This window comes from Burkholderiaceae bacterium DAT-1, from assembly GCA_019084025.1.
GTDB lineage: Bacteria > Pseudomonadota > Gammaproteobacteria > Burkholderiales > Chitinimonadaceae > DAT-1.
The window spans coordinates 271,142-287,560 of record JAHRBI010000003.1; the positions used below are offsets into that span (position 1 = coordinate 271,142).

Sequence of the window (16,419 nt, forward strand, 5' to 3'; positions counted from 1 at the left end):
ATCCCCTTGGCATTCTGGCTGATGAAATCCGAACCGGATGATGTCTCAATCGACGATCTGTTTAACAAACCGGATCAAACCGTGGGCTGGTATGGCGTGCGCAATTATCAGGCACGTAATTTTATGCGTGATGAGATGCAACAGGGCGATGGCGTACTCTTCTATCATTCCAGCTGTGCCATACCGGGTATCGCAGGCCTCGCAGAAGTCTGCTCGAACGCGTACCCGGATCCGACGCAATTTGATTCTGCCAGCAAATATCACGACCCCAAGTCCACCCCGGAACAACCGCGCTGGATGCAAGTCGATGTGCGCTTCAGGGCGCGTTTCCCGGTCATTACACTCGATCAGATGCGCATCGATCCTGCATTGGCCGACATGCTTGTGCTCAAGCGCGGCAATCGGCTGTCGATCACACCCGTGACCGAAGCAGAGTGGCGTCATATTCTCAGCTTGCGTCAGCTGGCCTGACCGACCTCTTCCATCCAGTGCAGTGCCTCGATCTGGGCACGGCTGACTTCCAGCCGCGTGACATGGGCAGCCTCGAACAAGGCATCGGCTTCAGGCTGATCGCCTTCTTCACAGGCCAGCACCAATTCGAGCAACGACGCATAGCGCCCTTCCCGGCTCACCAGTGCGCTCGCCATCTCGGCAGGCAGGGACAGGTGATCGACTATCTTCGCCATCGGCTGTCCCAGCATCACGTCGAGCACCGAAAAAAGTCCAACTGTAAATAGCGCGTCATGATGCTCGCGCTTGAACAGACGTTTTCCCAGCAGCTCCATCATGCGTCCCCGCATCAGCGCAGTTGCCATCAGCACCGGCTGCCCGCCATCTGGCTGTGCCTGACTGTAGAGCAACAACGACAGCCAGCGATACAGCTGCTGGTGTCCAAGTACAATCACCGCCCGTTCAATGCTATCTACCGGTGTCACCAAGCCCGCCGCAGGCGAATTCACAAAGCGCAGCAACTTGAAACTGAGGAGGGGGTCGAATTTGAGGGATCGCGCTATGTCAGCAGCGTCCGCTTCGGCACGCACCAGATTCAGGGTTTCCAAGAGGCGCATATATCCTGCATCCAGATCCCCAGGCTGAACCGGCTCTCGATGGCGTAGATATCGACCTTCCAGCATCTCAACCGGCAACTGGCGCGCAGTCTGCATCTCTTCATAAAAGCGGATATCTGCCAGCAGTACCTTTGCATGCGGGGCAATTGACTGGATATCCGTCAGCATGGCAGACAGGGATTCTGGATGATGCTCGGGCATGGACAGATGCACCAAATCAACCAGCGGCAGCCAAGACTTCGCCTCGCCTTGCCCATCCAGACGAATCCCGAATTGATAGCCGGACGCACGCAGTCGACGCATCAGCTCCGCAGTCTCCGCGCACGGCTGGGGTTGCGTGCTGACATCCAGTATCAGGACAAACTGCCCCGGCGGCAATGCAGCCAGCAAGGCACTATCCAGCACATGGATCGACACATCCAGACAGATCAGTTTTTGCCCGAAGGGTCGCAGCGCCTCTTCAGCGATAAAATGCCGTAGCAGGGCTTCATCGTACATGCGCGTGAGTTCACCTGCAGCCGCATCGTGACGACGCTGGACGCTTTCGCGCAGACGGAAGTGGTGCCCGAGAATCTGCAGCTCGCGGCTGACCATCAGATCACGGTGCAGCATGGTGGCGGGGCCGGTGCGCTCGCTTAAGTCGGCCTGAGTGTCTGCAGGCACCCGCGATAGCGAAGGTGCAGGACTAGGACGGGGGGCTGCGACCGGAGACGGTGTGTCCAGTCCCAGCAGACGTTTGAAAAGCGAAAATGCCATGGATGCCTCCTCCAGAGCCAGCTATCAGCATAGCTGGCTCGAAGGCGCATCCCAATATACCGGCGATCAGGCGGTCAGACGGTCCAGTGCTTCGCGATACTTGTCAGCCGTCTTCTGTGCGACGTCCACCGGTACAGCCGGTGCGGGCGCTTGCTTGTTCCAGCCACTGGCTTCCAGCCAGTCACGAACAAACTGCTTGTCGAAGCTGGGCGGACTGCAATCCACGCGATACTGGTCTGCCGGCCAGAAGCGCGACGAATCGGGGGTCAGCGCTTCATCCATCAGGGTCAGTGTGCCATCTTCGTCCAGACCGAACTCGAACTTGGTGTCGGCAATGATGATGCCGCGTGTACCCGCATATTCCGAAGCGGCCTTATAGAGACGGATAGCGGTTTCACGTACCTGATTGGCCAGATCGGTGCCAATCTTGCCAGCCAACTCGTCAAACGAGATGTTCTCGTCGTGATCACCCACGGCAGCCTTGGTAGAAGGCGTGAAAATCGGTTCCGGCAGCTTGTCTGCTTCGCGCAGACCTGCTGGCAGCGCAATGCCGCATACGGTGCCATGCTGGCGATATTCCTTGAGACCGGAGCCTGCCAGATAACCGCGCACAATCGCCTCAACCGGCACCGGCTTCAGGCGCTTGGCCACCACGGCACGGCCTTCGACTTGCGGCAGATCGGCTGCGGACACCACGTCTTCGGCGCGATCACCGGTCAGATGATTCGGCACCACGTCAGCCAGCTTGGCAAACCAGAAATTGGAGATCGCAGTCAGGATCTTGCCTTTTTCCGGAATCGGCTCACCGAGAATCACGTCAAAGGCGGAAAGACGATCAGTTGCAATCATCAGCATGCGCTTGTCGTCGATCTCGTACAGATCACGAACTTTGCCAGCGTAGATTTTCTTGAGCGAACTGAGATTGGATTGGGTCAGGCCGGTCATGACGGTCCTCAGGGAGCGATATAGTCAATCCGCTATTTTACCCCATTCGGACCGTTTGGCTCACCTCAGATGATCAGCCTGCATGCTCGCGGCGACCAGCGAGCAGATTTTCCATGCGCTGGTAATCGCGATAATCCCCGAAGGGCACCGGCCGCACCAGCGGCAAAGCCAGTCTGTAGGCGCGTAATCGCTCGATATGCACCCTTGCCAGATCCTGCGCTTCAGTATGCATGGGCAGGGTCATCAGATGAATGCCGGTCGGATCATTGCGGTCGAGTTTGGGATCGCCGATATCGGTGATGAAGTGCATACCGTTGGCAAACCGGGTATAGAGCGCCAGCGAACAGGCGCCATACGTCGGCTTCACCCAGTTGCGCAGACGTGAATACCAGTGTTTTGAACGAGTAGTATCAGCCACCTGAGTAATGGCCGAGAGGGTCAATCCGTCCGCCGTCAGCATCAAACGCGTCAAAGCGCCCGCATCGCGGCTGACGCCAGCGGGATATAGATCAGCAAGGTGATCGTAGCCAACCAGATGCAGACTGCGCGCGGTGTGATTGAAAAACTCGACATTCACGCCGCGCACGTAGTTGGGATCAACCAATTCATAGGCGGGCCCGATCTTGCGGCTCCACTCCAGCCAGTCTGGCATGCGGGTCATGCGGGCACACTATCCGGTCAAAGGGTTTCTTTAAGCGCCTCTGCCTGAGCGAGTGCTGTATCGGCACTGTCAGCCATTACGCAGTAGTGTCCCATCTTTCGGCCCGGACGTGCTGCTTTTTTGCCATATAGATGCAGTCGAGTGTTGGGCGCCTGCATCAGTACATCCCATTTCGGCTCGCCACCATCATCCTGCCAGACATCACCCAGCAAGTTGACCATCACCACGGGTGTCAGCAAACGGCTATCGCCCGGATGCAGGCCGCACATGGCACGCACCTGCTGCTCGTACTGGCTCACCAGACAGGCGTCGATGGTGAAATGCCCGGAGTTATGCGGACGTGGCGCAATCTCGTTGACCACCAACGAATCGTCGTCGAGTACGAAGAATTCCACCGCCAGCACGCCGATATAATCAAGCGCCTGTGCCAGTTGCACGGCCATGGTCTGGGCTTGCGCGGCCAGATCGGTCGATACGCGAGCCGGGACGATGCTGACATCAAGAATGCCGTTGGCGTGCTGATTTTCCGATACCGGAAACACCGCATGTGCAGTCGCCGAGCTGCGGGTGACAATCGCCGAGATTTCCAGCTTCAGCGGCAGCATCTTTTCCAGCACGCACGCCTGTCCGCCCAGATTAGCGAAGGCAGCACGTGCTTCATCTGCTGTTTTGACGCGCACTTGACCCTTACCGTCGTAGCCCAGACGCGCAGTCTTGAGGATACCCGGCAGATAGGGGGTCAGGTCATGCGCCAGATCATCCACGCTTTCTAGCGCCAGATAAGGCGCGGTGGCCAGTCCAGCTTTGCGAATCCAGGCTTTTTCCTTGATGCGATCCTGGGCAATCGCCACACAATCGCCCGATGGACTCACCGGCACATGCTGTGCCAGCCAGCGCATGGAATCGGCATTGACGTTTTCGAATTCGGTGGTGACCGCAGCACAATGGCGCGCCAGATCTTCCAGCGCCACCGGATCATTGTAGGCGGCACAGATATGGCGATCGGCATACGCCGCAGCAGGGGCATCGGGATCAGGATCGAGTACGGTGACACCGTATCCGAGTGTTTTGGCGGCAGTCGCAAACATGCGACCCAGTTGCCCGCCCCCCAGAATGCCCAGCATCGCGGGCGGCAAAATTGGCTTAGTCACCCCGGACATTATTCAATCTCCGGCAATTGCATCGCCAGCACGGCGTTTTTCTGCTGCTCGCGGAACGCGTTCAGGCGCTCGCGCAGTTCAGGCACTTCATTGGCCAGCAACGATACAGCGAACAGCGCAGCATTGGCTGCACCGGCCTCGCCGATGGCGAAGGTGGCAACAGGAATACCCTTTGGCATTTGCACGATGGACAGTAGCGAATCTTCGCCACGCAGGTATTTCGACGGCACAGGTACGCCCAGCACAGGAACAGTCGTCTTGGCGGCCAGCATGCCCGGCAGATGCGCAGCACCGCCAGCACCCGCGATAATGGCCTTCAGGCCACGCGCTTCGGCTGTTGCAGCGTAATCGAACAAGAGGTCGGGTGTACGGTGGGCGGAAACAACGCGGGCTTCAAAGCTTACGCCAAATGCCTTGAGCTGTTGGGCTGCATGCTGCATGACTTCCCAGTCGGAGTTGCTGCCCATCACGAGGCCGATCCTGATGGTCGGATCGTTCTGTGTCATCGGATAATCCCCTGTTTCAAAAAGCGGATTTTACCGAAATTTCGTGAAAAAGCACGGCGTATCGTACAAAAGGCATGTCATGTCGCTTTGATACCTCGGATACATCCGACATCTCACGTATGCAACGCCCCATGCGTGGCGCAGGCACCGCTGAGCGCGTACGAATCACGGTAGAGGACTGGAGAGGGACGCGGAGTTCGGCTAATACTCCGAATACCGGTCAGTCTTTAGTACTGGGATACTTCTTCGCCATTGCACACGGCGGAGGCGAGCAATCCATCCAGTTGCCGCCGCAGGGCATTCACTTCTTCGGCAGACATTGACAGCGATTCCATCAACTGGCGCGGGACAGCCTCTGCACGGGTACGCAGCCCCTGACCCGACGGCGTCAGCACCACTCGCACCTCGCGCTCATTTTCCGCTCGCCGTTCGCGCTTGATATAGCCAGCCTGCTCCAACCGCTTGAGCAGAGGGGTCAGCGTGCCGGAATCCAGCATCAGACGCTCGCCAATCCGCTTGACGGTCAAGCCGTCTTTTTCCCACAGCACCAGCATGACCAGATACTGCGGATAGGTCAGGTCGAGTGCGTTGAGCAAGGGCTGATAGCAGCGCGTCACTGCACGCGAGGCCGCATACAGACGGAAACACAGTTGTTGGTCTAGCAAGAGCCAGTCAGGATGATTCATGGTATCGGCACCCGGTCGCCGGAGTCGTCATTCAATCGGCGTTATCACACCACAGGCTGAAGGATAGCGGGTTGACCTGTGTCAGTGTTGTGCAATTTGCTTGTATGCAGGGCGTATGAGACAGATATTCCGGTGCTGGCGCGCATGCTTAAAGAAGAGGATACGGTGCACCGCCTCGGCAACTAGGACGTGACCTTTCTGATCGAACACGCCAGCAAGGATCGCGACCGATATGATCGCGATCTTGCCGAAGATCACTGCGAAGGGCTAACAGGTGTACTGAAACGTGCAATGAAGCCACAATCGAAGTAGTACGCGCTGAATGCAGTCTACGTAAAGCTCGGCCACGCGTGCTTCATGCCTTCCTGTGCAGTTTCATCTCATTGATGATTTTCTGAGCTTGCAGCTCGGCCGCCTGCTTCACGGCATCGCTTGCTTGCTGTGCCAGCTCGGTTTTCTGGAACCATTCAGCACTAATGTCATCGCCCAGCTTGGCTGAAACCAAGTGCCAAGCATACGCATCCTGGACATTCTTTTCCTGCAGATACAGTTCGGCAATGATGCCCGCACTGCGGATATTGCCCGCCACAAGCGCTTGACGGAACGCCTCTTTGGCCAGGTCGCCATAATTGGCCTTGGGATCGAACTCCGGATTGCCCGGCTGATCTTTGAGTTCGAAGTAATACTTTTCACCCAGATGCATCATGGCGAAAGCATCGCCACCTTTGGCCAACTTCTTGATCGTGGCCAGATCCTTGGTGTAGTAATCAGGGGAGAGGAAATAACCCAGCTTCTCCATTTGCTTGCGCCGCCTTTCGGCCTCTGGGCTCAATGCTTCTTTCTCCGCGGCAGCGCCTCCCTGATCGAGCAGGGCACGAGCCTGTGCTTCCTCATTGCCGCCCTGACCCTGTGCGCCCGCCACTGGATAGGGTGACGTGGCAAATAGTCCTTCCTTACCCATTTGCGCAGTGCTGGCAAGATGCTGGCCATTGGTTTTGCTTACATGAGCTGCATCTGTGGCTTGCGCTCCTTGCGCGTCAGATGCGAGTTGACCAGCCGCATCGTTACGCCAAAACACTGCCGCTGCAAGGGCAATTGCACCAATTACAGCCATGCCTGTGATGAGTTGCTTGTTCATCCTGCTGTTTCCCCAGAAAGTAAGGCGCGCACGACTCCACATCGAAGTCGCACGCGATCTGGCTTTGCTTCGCGGGGATTAGACGCGCGGCATGCTGCTCAGGCACTTGGCTACGCGATTGGTGTAGCCCCAACGGGTGTAGTAGTCGCGTTGAGCCGGGGTACCGTGGTCACCACCTGCATAGTTGCGGGCAGCTGCAACTGCGCTGTTCAACAGGGTGGTGTAACCCAGGGAGTCGTTTGCGTAGCGGACGAAGGAGCCACCGGCACAGTCGGCTTGCAGTTCCTGATACGGTTGTTGCAGGTTGATGCCGCGCGAGAACTGAATCGTGTGACCCCACTCGTGAGCCAGCACAGCCTTGGCACCGTAGTTACCAAATTGGTTTTCAACGCTTTGCAGGAAGCTGGAACCGACGCTGATCACGGTCGGGCTGCAAGCGAATGCGGACAGTTGCTGCTCGCCACAGGCATAGCGATCCATATAGATGGTTGGGTTGGTATAGCCCACACCGGCGGAAATCTGGGATTTGGTGGTGCTGATGTAGGTTGAATTGACGGTCGCGCTCGTTGCAACTTGAGCAGTACCAGCCAGCGCCAGGGCGATTACAAATGCGAGTTTGGATTGAGCCTTCATGTATTGTCTCCTGATTTAAACTACCCATGCATTCTTTGCGATGGTGAGTATCGTCAGGCGATCACACTGCCTGACTGGCGAAATGCCGGAGCCAGTGTGCGTCAGTACATGCAGGTCATATATAGTAATTTATATTCATGCCAATGAGGATTTTTTAATCACCCTGTCATGTTGACGTAGATCAAAGCAAGACGTAGTGCGGCCTCCCGAGGTTATTGAACAGTTGTTCAGTTTTCTAATTTCGCTATGCGGAACACACCTAAGTGTCCAGTGTATTGTTGTATTAATGCAGACAATGTTGATCAAGGAATGGGTGAAATAGCACACAGGCATATTGACGATGCGGATTCACGCTTGTACTTCAACAAAATGGCCGCATGGACAACATCCATACGGCCATATGTTTTTTCCGGCGCACGTTTACTCAGTCTTGGGGTGCTCATCTTTGGCGAGTGTGACGGAGGCTGCATCAGCAGCGTTTTCTTGCCCCACCAACGTAAATCCCCCAGCCGAATACTGCGTCTTGAACATCCCCGCCGCCGGGAATTGCTTGCGGATCAACCGGAATTGCTGATCAGCTTCGGCGGCAGTCTCCCAGAAGCCAGCACGGAGCACATACAACTTGCCTTGCTTGCTGATACGCAGCCAAGGCAGATCACCCGCACGGGTGGCGGCAGCCTGTGCTGACTCCATGGTGCTAGCGGTGGTGAGATGCAGTGAAAAATACTTCTTGCCCGGTTCCGGGTCAGCCGCATGGGCGAAGGTCAGCCCGAAACATGCGACGCACAGCAGAAGCGTACGCAGTACGCGAATATTCATTGTGACTCCAGTCTTGCCAGCCAGGCCAGCGTGCTACAGGTCGGCGCGACGGCCAACGGGAGCGCAATTATCCGCGCCAGACTGGATCAGGGCAACGACGTCAGTCGGACAGACGGATGCCGCGCCGAGTACAGTTCAACTATATCGCTGTAAAATCAATAGGATGGAATGCATTTGGCGCACGTTCTTCGCGATCAAAGGTCGCGTACTCCCATGCATCGGGATCAGCCAATAGCGCGCGCAAGAGCTTATTGTTCATCGCGTGACCCGACTTGAACCCTTCGAAATGCCCGATCAGGGGAAAACCGAGAATGTAGAGATCGCCGATTGCATCAAGCACCTTGTGGCGCACGAATTCGTCTTCGAAGCGCAGGCCTTCCTGATTCAGCACCTTGTACTCATCCAGCACGATAGCGTTTTCCATGCTGCCGCCCTTGCCGAGATCGTTGGTACGCATATATTCGACTTCATGCATAAAGCCAAAGGTACGGGCTCGCGCGACAGCAGCTACATAGGAGGTACTAGCAAAGTCGAGGTCGACCGTCTGAGCCGATTTACGGAAGGCAGGGTGATTGAATTCAATGGTGAGGGTGACGCGATAGCCTTCATGGGGCGAGAGGCGCACCCATTTATCGCCCTCTTTGACCTCAATCGACTTTTTAACGCGTACAAAGCGCTTTTTCGCCTTCTGGTCGACCACGCCTGCTTGCTGGATCAGGTAGATAAAAGGCGCGGCACTGCCGTCCATGATCGGCATTTCAGCGGAGGTGACATCGACATAGACGTTGTCGATGCCTAGCCCCGCGAATGCAGACATCAAGTGCTCGATGGTGGCCACCCGCACCCCGTCAGCGACGAGGGTGGAGGAGAGGCGGGTGTCATTCACCAGTTCGGGCGATACCTTCATCACCGGCTTGTCGGGCAGGTCGACCCGGCAATACACGATGCCTGTATCCACAGGTGCCGGGCGTAAGGTTAGTTCTACCTTTTCGCCCGAGTGCAGACCCACACCGACTGCACGAATTGTGGATGCAAGGGTACGTTGATGAATCATGGACAACAGCTCCGGTGAGGACACTCAAGCCCCACATTGTGCCACAGCACCTTGCGGGACTCGATTGATTGTCCTCATGCATCCGATAGGTAACAGCCTGTCGGATGCGATTTGGATCAGTCTGCCTGCTTGCGCAGGAAAGCCGGGATATCCATGTCAGCGCTGATGACCGGACTGCGGCTCACTTCGGCCACAGCCGGACGTGCGCCACCGCCGCGGCGACCATCACGCCACACTGCCGGGGAGTCGTACTGATCGTAATCGGTACCACCCAGCACCGGAATGCCATCATCCGTACCGGTCGCCTTCACCATCTTCAGATCCGGCATCTTCTTCTCGGCGCGCTGACCCAGACCGGTTGCCACCAGGGTCACACGCAGGTCGTCACCCAGATTTTCGTCGATGGCAGTACCGAAGATGATCTTGGCGTCATCTGCAGCGTATTGCTTGATGATGTCCATGACTTCGTGGACTTCACGCATACGCAGGCTCATATCGGCACTGATATTCACCAGGATGCCGCGTGCGCCGGTCAGGCTCACGTCTTCCAGCAACGGGCTGGCCACGGCCTGTTCGGCTGCGACGCGTGCACGCTCGCTGCCAGCAGCCATGGAAGAACCCATCATGGCCATGCCCATTTCGGTCATCACAGCCTTCACGTCGGCGAAGTCAACGTTCACCAGACCCGGGCAGTTAATGATTTCGGCGATACCGGCAACAGCACCGCGCAGCACGTCGTCAGCGGCCTTGAAAGCATCCTTGAACGACACGTCTTCGCCCAGTACCTGCATGAGCTTGTCGTTCGGGATGATGATCAGGGAATCGACATGCTTGGACAGCTCGTCGATACCGGATTGCGCAGCCTTCTGGCGCTTGCCTTCGAAGGCGAACGGACGGGTGACCACGCCCACGGTCAGAATGCCTTTTTCACGGGCAATCTGCGCCACAACCGGCGCAGCACCGGTACCCGTACCACCACCCATACCGGCAGTGATAAACAGCATGTCGGCACCTTCGATCAGGTCCGAAATGCGGGCACGATCTTCCTCAGCCGCTGCGCGACCCACATCGGGATTGGCACCTGCGCCCAGTCCCTTGGTCAGGCCAGCACCCAGTTGAACCAGGTTATCGGCGCGATTACGCTTCAGCGCCTGGGCATCCGTGTTAGCGCAGATAAACTCTACGCCGTTGACGCCGCAATTGATCATGTGATCAACCGCATTGCCGCCACAGCCGCCAATACCGATCACCTTGATCTTGGCGACCGGAACGATGTCCTGCGCAACTTCTACGAACGAAATAGGCATCTTGACTCTCCTCTAGTGCCTGGACCCATTACCCAAAAAATTAAATCTTCATTTCTAGCAGCACGAGTCTGCTCAAAAATTTCCCTGGAACCATGCACGCATGCGCTCGAACACCGTCGCCGCGCTTCTGCCCTGCATGTTCCGCTGCACTTCCTGCTTGCCGATCAGCAAGAGGCCGACAGCTGTCGAAAACCTCGGGTTCTTGACCACTTCAGCCAAGCCCCCCACATATTGCGGCACGCCCAGGCGTACCGGCATGTGAAATACTTCTTCACCCAGCTCGACCATGCCCTGCATCTGGGCTGAACCACCCGTAATCACGATGCCACTGGACAGGCGCTCTTCAAATCCGGAGCGGCGCAGTTCAGCCTGCACCAGACTGTAGAGTTCTTCCACGCGTGGCTCGATGACTTCAGCCAGTGTCTGGCGGCTGAGCTGACGCGGTCCGCGCTCGCCTACACCCGGCACTTCGATCATGTGCTGCGGATCCGCCAGCTGCCGCAATGCCACACCATGCAAGCGCTTGATATCTTCCGCTTCCTTGGTCGGTGTCCGCAAGGCCATGGCGATATCATTTGTGATCTGATCGCCGGCAATCGGGATCACGGCGGTATGCCGGATAGCCCCATCGCAGAATACGGCGATGTCAGTGGTGCCACCGCCAATGTCAATCAGACAGACGCCCAGTTCCTTTTCATCGTCGCTGAGTACGCTCATGGCGCTGGCCAGCGGCTGCAGCACCAGCTCGTTCATTTCCAGGCCGCAGCGACGCACGCACTTGGTAATGTTCTGCGCGGCGCTGATCGCACCGGTGACGATATGCACCTTCACTTCAAGGCGCACACCGCTCATCCCCAGCGGTTCCTTCACATCCTCCTGACCATCGATGATGAATTCCTGGTTCAGGATGTGCAGGATCTGATGTTCGGCTGGAATGTTGACTGCACGCGCGGTTTCAATGACGCGGTCGACATCGGCCTGCGTCACTTCCTTGTCCTTGATGGCGACCATGCCGTGCGAATTGAAAGCACGGATATGGCTGCCAGCTATGCCCGTGATGACTTCGCGGATCTTGCAGTCTGCCATCAGTTCGGCTTCTTCCAGCGCACGCTGAATCGCCCCGACGGTGGACTCGATATTGACCACCACGCCCTTTTTCAGACCACGTGAGGGTGCCTGCCCGAGACCGATGACTTCCAGTCGGCCATCAGGCAGCACTTCCGCGACCAGGGCGGCTATCTTGGACGTCCCGATATCGAGTCCGACCAGAAGGCTTTTGGTGTTGCTCGGTTTACTCACCGTCACATCTCCGTACTTTTTCTTTTGGCACCAACTCTCGTTGCACCAAAACCACACATTATGCCACTATCATGGCTTCCCGGGTTCTTTTTTTCCGGGGGTGAACCCAGGAATTCGAACAGAAAAGCCATTCGGGTAACGCAAGTCTACATAGTCTACAGGTCGCCTCACCATTGCGAGCGTCTGTTGGTATGTTGCAACAAATCGACGTATTCTTGCATCAACTACATTTCCTTCAGGACCGTCTCTTCCTACCTCTACGGTCACACTGTTATCGAGCTGCATCCGCCATGCCCGACGCGCCGATAACCATACATGCGCGGGCTTCACCTTCAACGGCGACAACATCTCGCGGAAGTGCTGATAGCCTTGTGCAAGCTCGCTTTCAGCGCCTTCCGGACCTTCCAGAACTGGAAGATTATCGTTGCTGGCTGCATCGAATCGCTCGCCCAGCGTATTCACCAGACCCACCGTTCCCCAGCGAGCCAGCGCAACGTGCTCTTCAATTTCCACATCCAGACGATCCGGCCAGCGGCGGCGCAGACTCACCTGCCGCACCCACGGCAGCTTTTCAAAGGCCTGACGTGTACGTTCCAGATCCAGCGTGAAGAAGGTGCCGCGCAGCTCGTGCTTCACGATGTACTGCAATTGCTCGCGGGTGACATGCGATAGCTGTCCATCCACCTTGATCTGCCGCACCGGAAACAGCGGCGAATGGATCAGCAGCACAATCGCTGCATACAGGAACAGCATCGCAGCCAATCCAGTCAACAGATTGGCAAGCCACATCAGTAGCATCGGCCGGTCCCACATGCTTCAGGTCACTCCCTCGTTTTTTATTTACAGCGTCTGCGCTAGGATCATCACCACGAGATCTTCGTAGCTGACACCCAGTGCGCGCGCGCCCATCGGCACCAGACTATGGCTGGTCATCCCGGGTGCGGTATTCACTTCCAGCAAATACGGCTGGCCTGCTTCGTCCATCAGGACATCCACCCGTCCCCAGCCACTGCCACCGACTGCCCAGAATGCCTTTTCGACCAGCACCGCCAGCGCAGCTTCGCGATCGGCAGGCAGGCAGGGGCAGACATAGCGGGTGTCGTCGCGGAAGTACTTGGCCTGATAATCATAAAACTCGGTAGCCGGCTCGATCTTGATCGCCGGCATCACCGTGTAACCTTGCTCGACATTGCCCACCACCGGCACGCTGTACTCACCGCCGCCGATAAAGCGCTCGGCCAGTACCACGCGATCGTATTTGCGGGCTTCAGCTACGGCTGCGGCAAAATCGGCAGCCGCTTTCACCTTGGTTACGCCAATGCTGGAGCCTTCGATATTCGGTTTCACAAACAGCGGCAGACCCAGTCGTGCTACGACAGCATCCAGATCGGTATGCGCATCGATCAGGGCAAAATCCGGCACCGGCAAACCCAGCGCCTGCCAGATCAGCTTGCTGCGCAGCTTATCCATGCCCAGTGCACTCGCCATCACCCCGCAACCGGTATACGGAATGCCCATGAATTCGAGTGCGCCCTGAATCGTGCCATCTTCGCCCACCGGGCCATGCAGAATCAGGAAGACGCGATCGAAACCTTCTGCTTTCAATGCTTCCAGCGGACGATCTTTGGGATCGAAGGCGTGGGCATTCACACCCTTGCTCAGGAGGGCATTCAGTACGCCCTCGCCGCTCATCAACGAGATTTCGCGCTCTGCGCTGGTGCCACCCATGACCACGGCCACTTTGCCGAAGCTGGATGGATCAATATTGACGGCCTGTAATGCCTTGCTCATGGCCGTGCTCCTGTCGCTGCCAGTTCTACCAATTTGCCCGGCGTGGCGCCGATCGATCCCGCACCCATGGTCAGAATCACATCGCCATCGCGGGCGTGCTCAAGAATGACGCGATCGAGATCCTCGATCACGTCGACAAACATCGGCTCGACCCGGCCGTGCACGCGCACTGCGCGCGTCAGCGAGCGGCCATCTGCGGCCACAATCGGGGCCTCGCCAGCTGCGTAGACTTCAGTCAGCACCAGTGCGTCGACTGTGGACAGCACGCGGGCAAAGTCTTCGAAGCAATCACGCGTCCGGGTATAGCGATGCGGCTGGAAGGCTAGCAGCAGGCGTCTATCCGGGAAGGCACCGCGCACGGCAGACAGCGTGGCAGCCATTTCGACCGGATGATGACCATAATCATCGACCACCGTGGCCGTGCCCCCAGCAGGCAGTGCAATCTCGCCATAGCGCTGCATGCGGCGACCGACGCCACCGAATGCAGCCAGTCCGCGCTGGATGGCTGCTTCGTCTGCTCCTACCTCCAGCGCCACTGCAATCGTCGCCAGACTATTGAGGACGTTGTGCATGCCCGCGGCATTCAGCTCGATGGGCAGGCGATGCTCGACGCCGTTCTGCCAGACTGCCGTAAAAGTCATGCGGCCACCGGGCTGAGCCACGATGTCTTCGGCGCGTACATGGGCATCGGCATGGGTGCCATAAGTGGTGACCGGACGGCTGACCATCGGCAGGATGGCACGCACATTCGGGTCATCCAGACACAGGATCGCGCGGCCATAAAACGGCAGGTGGCCGATGAAATCGAGAAATGCCTGCTTCAGACGCACGAAATCATGGCCGTAGGTGTCCATGTGGTCGGCGTCGATATTGGTCACAATCGCCAGCACGGGATTCAGCATCAGGAAGGAGGCATCGGATTCATCCGCCTCCACCACGATGAATTCACCCTTGCCCAGCTTGGCACCGGTACCGGCTGCATTGAGCTTGCCACCGATCACGTAGGTCGGATCCAGTCCGGCCTCGCCCAGCACCGTAGCAATCAGGCTGGTTGTCGTGGTCTTGCCGTGCGTACCGGCCACAGCAATCCCCTGACGGAATCGCAGCAGCTCGGCCAGCATCATGGCGCGCGGAATCACCGGCACGCCACGCGCACGTGCGGCCAGCACTTCCGGATTGTCGTGACGCACGGCAGTGGAAGTCACCACCACGTCTGCATCCTGCTGAAAGGCGGCATCATGCCCCTTAAATACCTTGGCACCGGCGCGTTCCAGCGACTGGGTGACCGGCGAACTGCCGAGATCGGAGCCGCTGATTTCAAATCCCAGATCGAGTAAAACGCCCGCAATGGCGCTCATGCCCGAGCCACCAATGCCCACAAAGTGGATGCGTTTGACTTTATGTTTCATGCTGCGCTCTTGTGTGTACTACTGTTTGTTTCAATCCGGTCGGCCACCACACGGGTCGCCTCCGGTTTACCCAGTGTGCGCGCCCGCTCTGCCATGGTGAGCAGTCGTTCGCGCGTCATCTCTTTCAATTGCTGCGCCAGCCAGTCCGGTGTCAGATTGCGCTGCTGGATCAGCAGGGCGGCACCGTTTTCGGCTAAATAACGTGCATTGCCAGTCTGGTGATCATCCACCGCATGCGGGAACGGCACGAAAATCGCCCCTACCCCCACCGCTGCCAGTTCGGATACGGTCAGTGCACCGGCACGGCACACCACCAGATCAGCCTCAGCGTAGGCGGCAGCCATATCATCGATAAAGGCCACGCAATTCGCTTCGACACCGGCCTGCGCGTAATGCGAGCGCAGTGCTTCAATCTGTTTCGTACCGGACTGATGCGTCACTAGCGGACGCTCGGCCAGTGGCAGCCTCGCCAAGGCCTGCGGAACGGCTTCATTCAGCGCGGCGGCACCCAGACTGCCCCCGACCACCAGCACCTTGAGCGAACCAGTCCGTCCGGCGAAGCGGGCAGCCGGTTCGGGCTGTGCAGTAATTTCACTGCGCACCGGATTCCCCACCAATTCGCCACGACCGGCAAATGCCTCGGGAAACGCCTTCATCAGTGTGGCACCCATCTGCGCCAGCGCACGATTGGTCAGGCCAGCCACCGAATTCTGTTCATGTACAAACAGCGGTACGCCCAGCAGCTTGGCTGCCACGCCACCTGGAAACGCGGTGAACCCACCAAACCCGATGGCAGCGGCCGGACGGTGACGGCGGAACACACGCAGCGCCAGCATCACGGCTTTCAATTGTTCGAACGGCGCCGTCAGCTTGCGCATCAGTCCATTGCCGCGCAGCCCGCGTACCGGTAGAAGCTCGATCGGCAGACCATGCTGCGGCACCAGCGTCTCTTCCATCTTGCCGCATGCGCCTAGCCACACCACCTGCCAGCCACGCGTTTGCATCTCTTTGGCAACCGCCAATGCCGGAAAGATGTGGCCACCTGTGCCGCCAGCCATGACGATGAGGGTACGAGGGGAAAGGGTCTTCATACTGAGTACCCCCTCAGCGTCGTGCTGCGCACGCCTGCCCGCTCACGCGGGCTGTCCGTTTTGGCTTCGCCTAAACCGCCAGTTGCATGCATCTGCG

17 protein-coding genes are annotated in these 16,419 nt (G+C 57.9%); 1 reads left to right on the plus strand and 16 read right to left on the minus strand.

From position 1 onward, the window contains the following. The first annotated feature begins 6 nt into the window (after nucleotides 1–6). Entirely contained in the window at nucleotides 7–471 is a 465-nt protein-coding gene (locus tag KSF73_07260) for an EVE domain-containing protein (protein ID MBV1775513.1), read from the plus strand. On the opposite strand, the gene KSF73_07265 is transcribed toward KSF73_07260, so the two are convergent. The 16 genes from KSF73_07265 to murG all read right to left on the minus strand — a co-directional run bounded on the left by KSF73_07265 (nucleotide 459) and on the right by murG (nucleotide 16,322). Next, a complete protein-coding gene (locus tag KSF73_07265) occupies nucleotides 459–1,823 on the minus strand; it encodes an HDOD domain-containing protein (protein MBV1775514.1) in 1,365 nt (454 codons plus the stop codon). The genes KSF73_07260 and KSF73_07265 overlap by 13 nt on opposite strands. 66 nt (nucleotides 1,824–1,889) lie before the next feature. Next, entirely contained in the window at nucleotides 1,890–2,768 is an 879-nt protein-coding gene (locus tag KSF73_07270; GenBank protein ID MBV1775515.1) for a phosphoribosylaminoimidazolesuccinocarboxamide synthase, read from the minus strand. Between the two features lie 73 nt (nucleotides 2,769–2,841). After that, nucleotides 2,842–3,429, minus strand: coding sequence for a hypothetical protein (locus tag KSF73_07275; GenBank protein MBV1775516.1), 588 nt, complete (start codon nucleotides 3,427–3,429; stop codon nucleotides 2,842–2,844). Nucleotides 3,430–3,446: 17 nt separating this feature from the next. Further along, the gene (locus KSF73_07280; protein MBV1775517.1) at nucleotides 3,447–4,589 is read right to left on the minus strand and encodes a 5-(carboxyamino)imidazole ribonucleotide synthase; all 1,143 of its coding nucleotides are present in this window, start codon (nucleotides 4,587–4,589) and stop codon (nucleotides 3,447–3,449) included. Beyond that, on the minus strand, nucleotides 4,589–5,095 hold the full coding sequence (gene purE / locus KSF73_07285) for a 5-(carboxyamino)imidazole ribonucleotide mutase (GenBank protein MBV1775518.1): 507 nt from the start codon (nucleotides 5,093–5,095) through the stop codon (nucleotides 4,589–4,591). The genes KSF73_07280 and purE overlap by 1 nt, the downstream gene beginning before the upstream one ends. A gap of 227 nt (nucleotides 5,096–5,322) precedes the next feature. Beyond that, nucleotides 5,323–5,781, minus strand: coding sequence for a MarR family transcriptional regulator (locus tag KSF73_07290; GenBank protein ID MBV1775519.1), 459 nt, complete (start codon nucleotides 5,779–5,781; stop codon nucleotides 5,323–5,325). 355 nt (nucleotides 5,782–6,136) lie between these two features. Continuing rightward, nucleotides 6,137–6,919, minus strand: a complete 783-nt coding sequence (locus KSF73_07295) for a hypothetical protein (protein MBV1775520.1) — start codon at nucleotides 6,917–6,919, stop codon at nucleotides 6,137–6,139. 78 nt (nucleotides 6,920–6,997) lie between these two features. Further along, nucleotides 6,998–7,552 carry a hypothetical protein gene (locus tag KSF73_07300; protein ID MBV1775521.1) on the minus strand — a complete coding sequence of 185 codons (555 nt, stop codon included), beginning with the start codon at nucleotides 7,550–7,552 and terminating at the stop codon, nucleotides 6,998–7,000. Nucleotides 7,553–7,972: 420 nt separating this feature from the next. Then, nucleotides 7,973–8,371 carry a hypothetical protein gene (locus KSF73_07305; GenBank protein MBV1775522.1) on the minus strand — a complete coding sequence of 133 codons (399 nt, stop codon included), beginning with the start codon at nucleotides 8,369–8,371 and terminating at the stop codon, nucleotides 7,973–7,975. 139 nt (nucleotides 8,372–8,510) lie between these two features. Then, the gene (gene lpxC, locus KSF73_07310) at nucleotides 8,511–9,425 is read right to left on the minus strand and encodes a UDP-3-O-acyl-N-acetylglucosamine deacetylase (protein ID MBV1775523.1); all 915 of its coding nucleotides are present in this window, start codon (nucleotides 9,423–9,425) and stop codon (nucleotides 8,511–8,513) included. A gap of 116 nt (nucleotides 9,426–9,541) precedes the next feature. Further along, a complete protein-coding gene (ftsZ, locus tag KSF73_07315) occupies nucleotides 9,542–10,732 on the minus strand; it encodes a cell division protein FtsZ (protein MBV1775524.1) in 1,191 nt (396 codons plus the stop codon). Between the two features lie 72 nt (nucleotides 10,733–10,804). Next, a complete protein-coding gene (ftsA, locus tag KSF73_07320; protein MBV1775525.1) occupies nucleotides 10,805–12,031 on the minus strand; it encodes a cell division protein FtsA in 1,227 nt (408 codons plus the stop codon). Nucleotides 12,032–12,100: 69 nt separating this feature from the next. Then, nucleotides 12,101–12,829, minus strand: coding sequence for an FtsQ-type POTRA domain-containing protein (locus KSF73_07325; GenBank protein MBV1775526.1), 729 nt, complete (start codon nucleotides 12,827–12,829; stop codon nucleotides 12,101–12,103). A gap of 42 nt (nucleotides 12,830–12,871) precedes the next feature. Continuing rightward, nucleotides 12,872–13,822, minus strand: a complete 951-nt coding sequence (locus KSF73_07330) for a D-alanine--D-alanine ligase (GenBank protein MBV1775527.1) — start codon at nucleotides 13,820–13,822, stop codon at nucleotides 12,872–12,874. After that, entirely contained in the window at nucleotides 13,819–15,231 is a 1,413-nt protein-coding gene (murC, locus tag KSF73_07335) for a UDP-N-acetylmuramate--L-alanine ligase (protein MBV1775528.1), read from the minus strand. Before murC ends, KSF73_07330 begins: the two co-directional genes overlap by 4 nt. Beyond that, the gene (murG, locus tag KSF73_07340) at nucleotides 15,228–16,322 is read right to left on the minus strand and encodes an undecaprenyldiphospho-muramoylpentapeptide beta-N-acetylglucosaminyltransferase (GenBank protein ID MBV1775529.1); all 1,095 of its coding nucleotides are present in this window, start codon (nucleotides 16,320–16,322) and stop codon (nucleotides 15,228–15,230) included. Before murG ends, murC begins: the two co-directional genes overlap by 4 nt. Nucleotides 16,323–16,419: the final 97 nt, after the last annotated feature.

Coding starts and splice junctions, on each gene's coding strand:
- KSF73_07265 (MBV1775514.1), bottom strand. CDS start 1,823: ATGGCATTTTCGCTTTTCAAACGTCTGCTGGGACTGGACACACCGTCT.
- KSF73_07270 (MBV1775515.1), bottom strand. CDS start 2,768: ATGACCGGCCTGACCCAATCCAATCTCAGTTCGCTCAAGAAAATCTAC.
- KSF73_07275 (MBV1775516.1), bottom strand. CDS start 3,429: ATGACCCGCATGCCAGACTGGCTGGAGTGGAGCCGCAAGATCGGGCCC.
- KSF73_07280 (MBV1775517.1), bottom strand. CDS start 4,589: ATGTCCGGGGTGACTAAGCCAATTTTGCCGCCCGCGATGCTGGGCATT.
- purE (MBV1775518.1), bottom strand. CDS start 5,095: ATGACACAGAACGATCCGACCATCAGGATCGGCCTCGTGATGGGCAGC.
- KSF73_07290 (MBV1775519.1), bottom strand. CDS start 5,781: ATGAATCATCCTGACTGGCTCTTGCTAGACCAACAACTGTGTTTCCGT.
- KSF73_07295 (MBV1775520.1), bottom strand. CDS start 6,919: ATGAACAAGCAACTCATCACAGGCATGGCTGTAATTGGTGCAATTGCC.
- KSF73_07300 (MBV1775521.1), bottom strand. CDS start 7,552: ATGAAGGCTCAATCCAAACTCGCATTTGTAATCGCCCTGGCGCTGGCT.
- KSF73_07305 (MBV1775522.1), bottom strand. CDS start 8,371: ATGAATATTCGCGTACTGCGTACGCTTCTGCTGTGCGTCGCATGTTTC.
- lpxC (MBV1775523.1), bottom strand. CDS start 9,425: ATGATTCATCAACGTACCCTTGCATCCACAATTCGTGCAGTCGGTGTG.
- ftsZ (MBV1775524.1), bottom strand. CDS start 10,732: ATGCCTATTTCGTTCGTAGAAGTTGCGCAGGACATCGTTCCGGTCGCC.
- KSF73_07325 (MBV1775526.1), bottom strand. CDS start 12,829: ATGCTACTGATGTGGCTTGCCAATCTGTTGACTGGATTGGCTGCGATG.
- KSF73_07330 (MBV1775527.1), bottom strand. CDS start 13,822: ATGAGCAAGGCATTACAGGCCGTCAATATTGATCCATCCAGCTTCGGC.
- murC (MBV1775528.1), bottom strand. CDS start 15,231: ATGAAACATAAAGTCAAACGCATCCACTTTGTGGGCATTGGTGGCTCG.
- murG (MBV1775529.1), bottom strand. CDS start 16,322: ATGAAGACCCTTTCCCCTCGTACCCTCATCGTCATGGCTGGCGGCACA.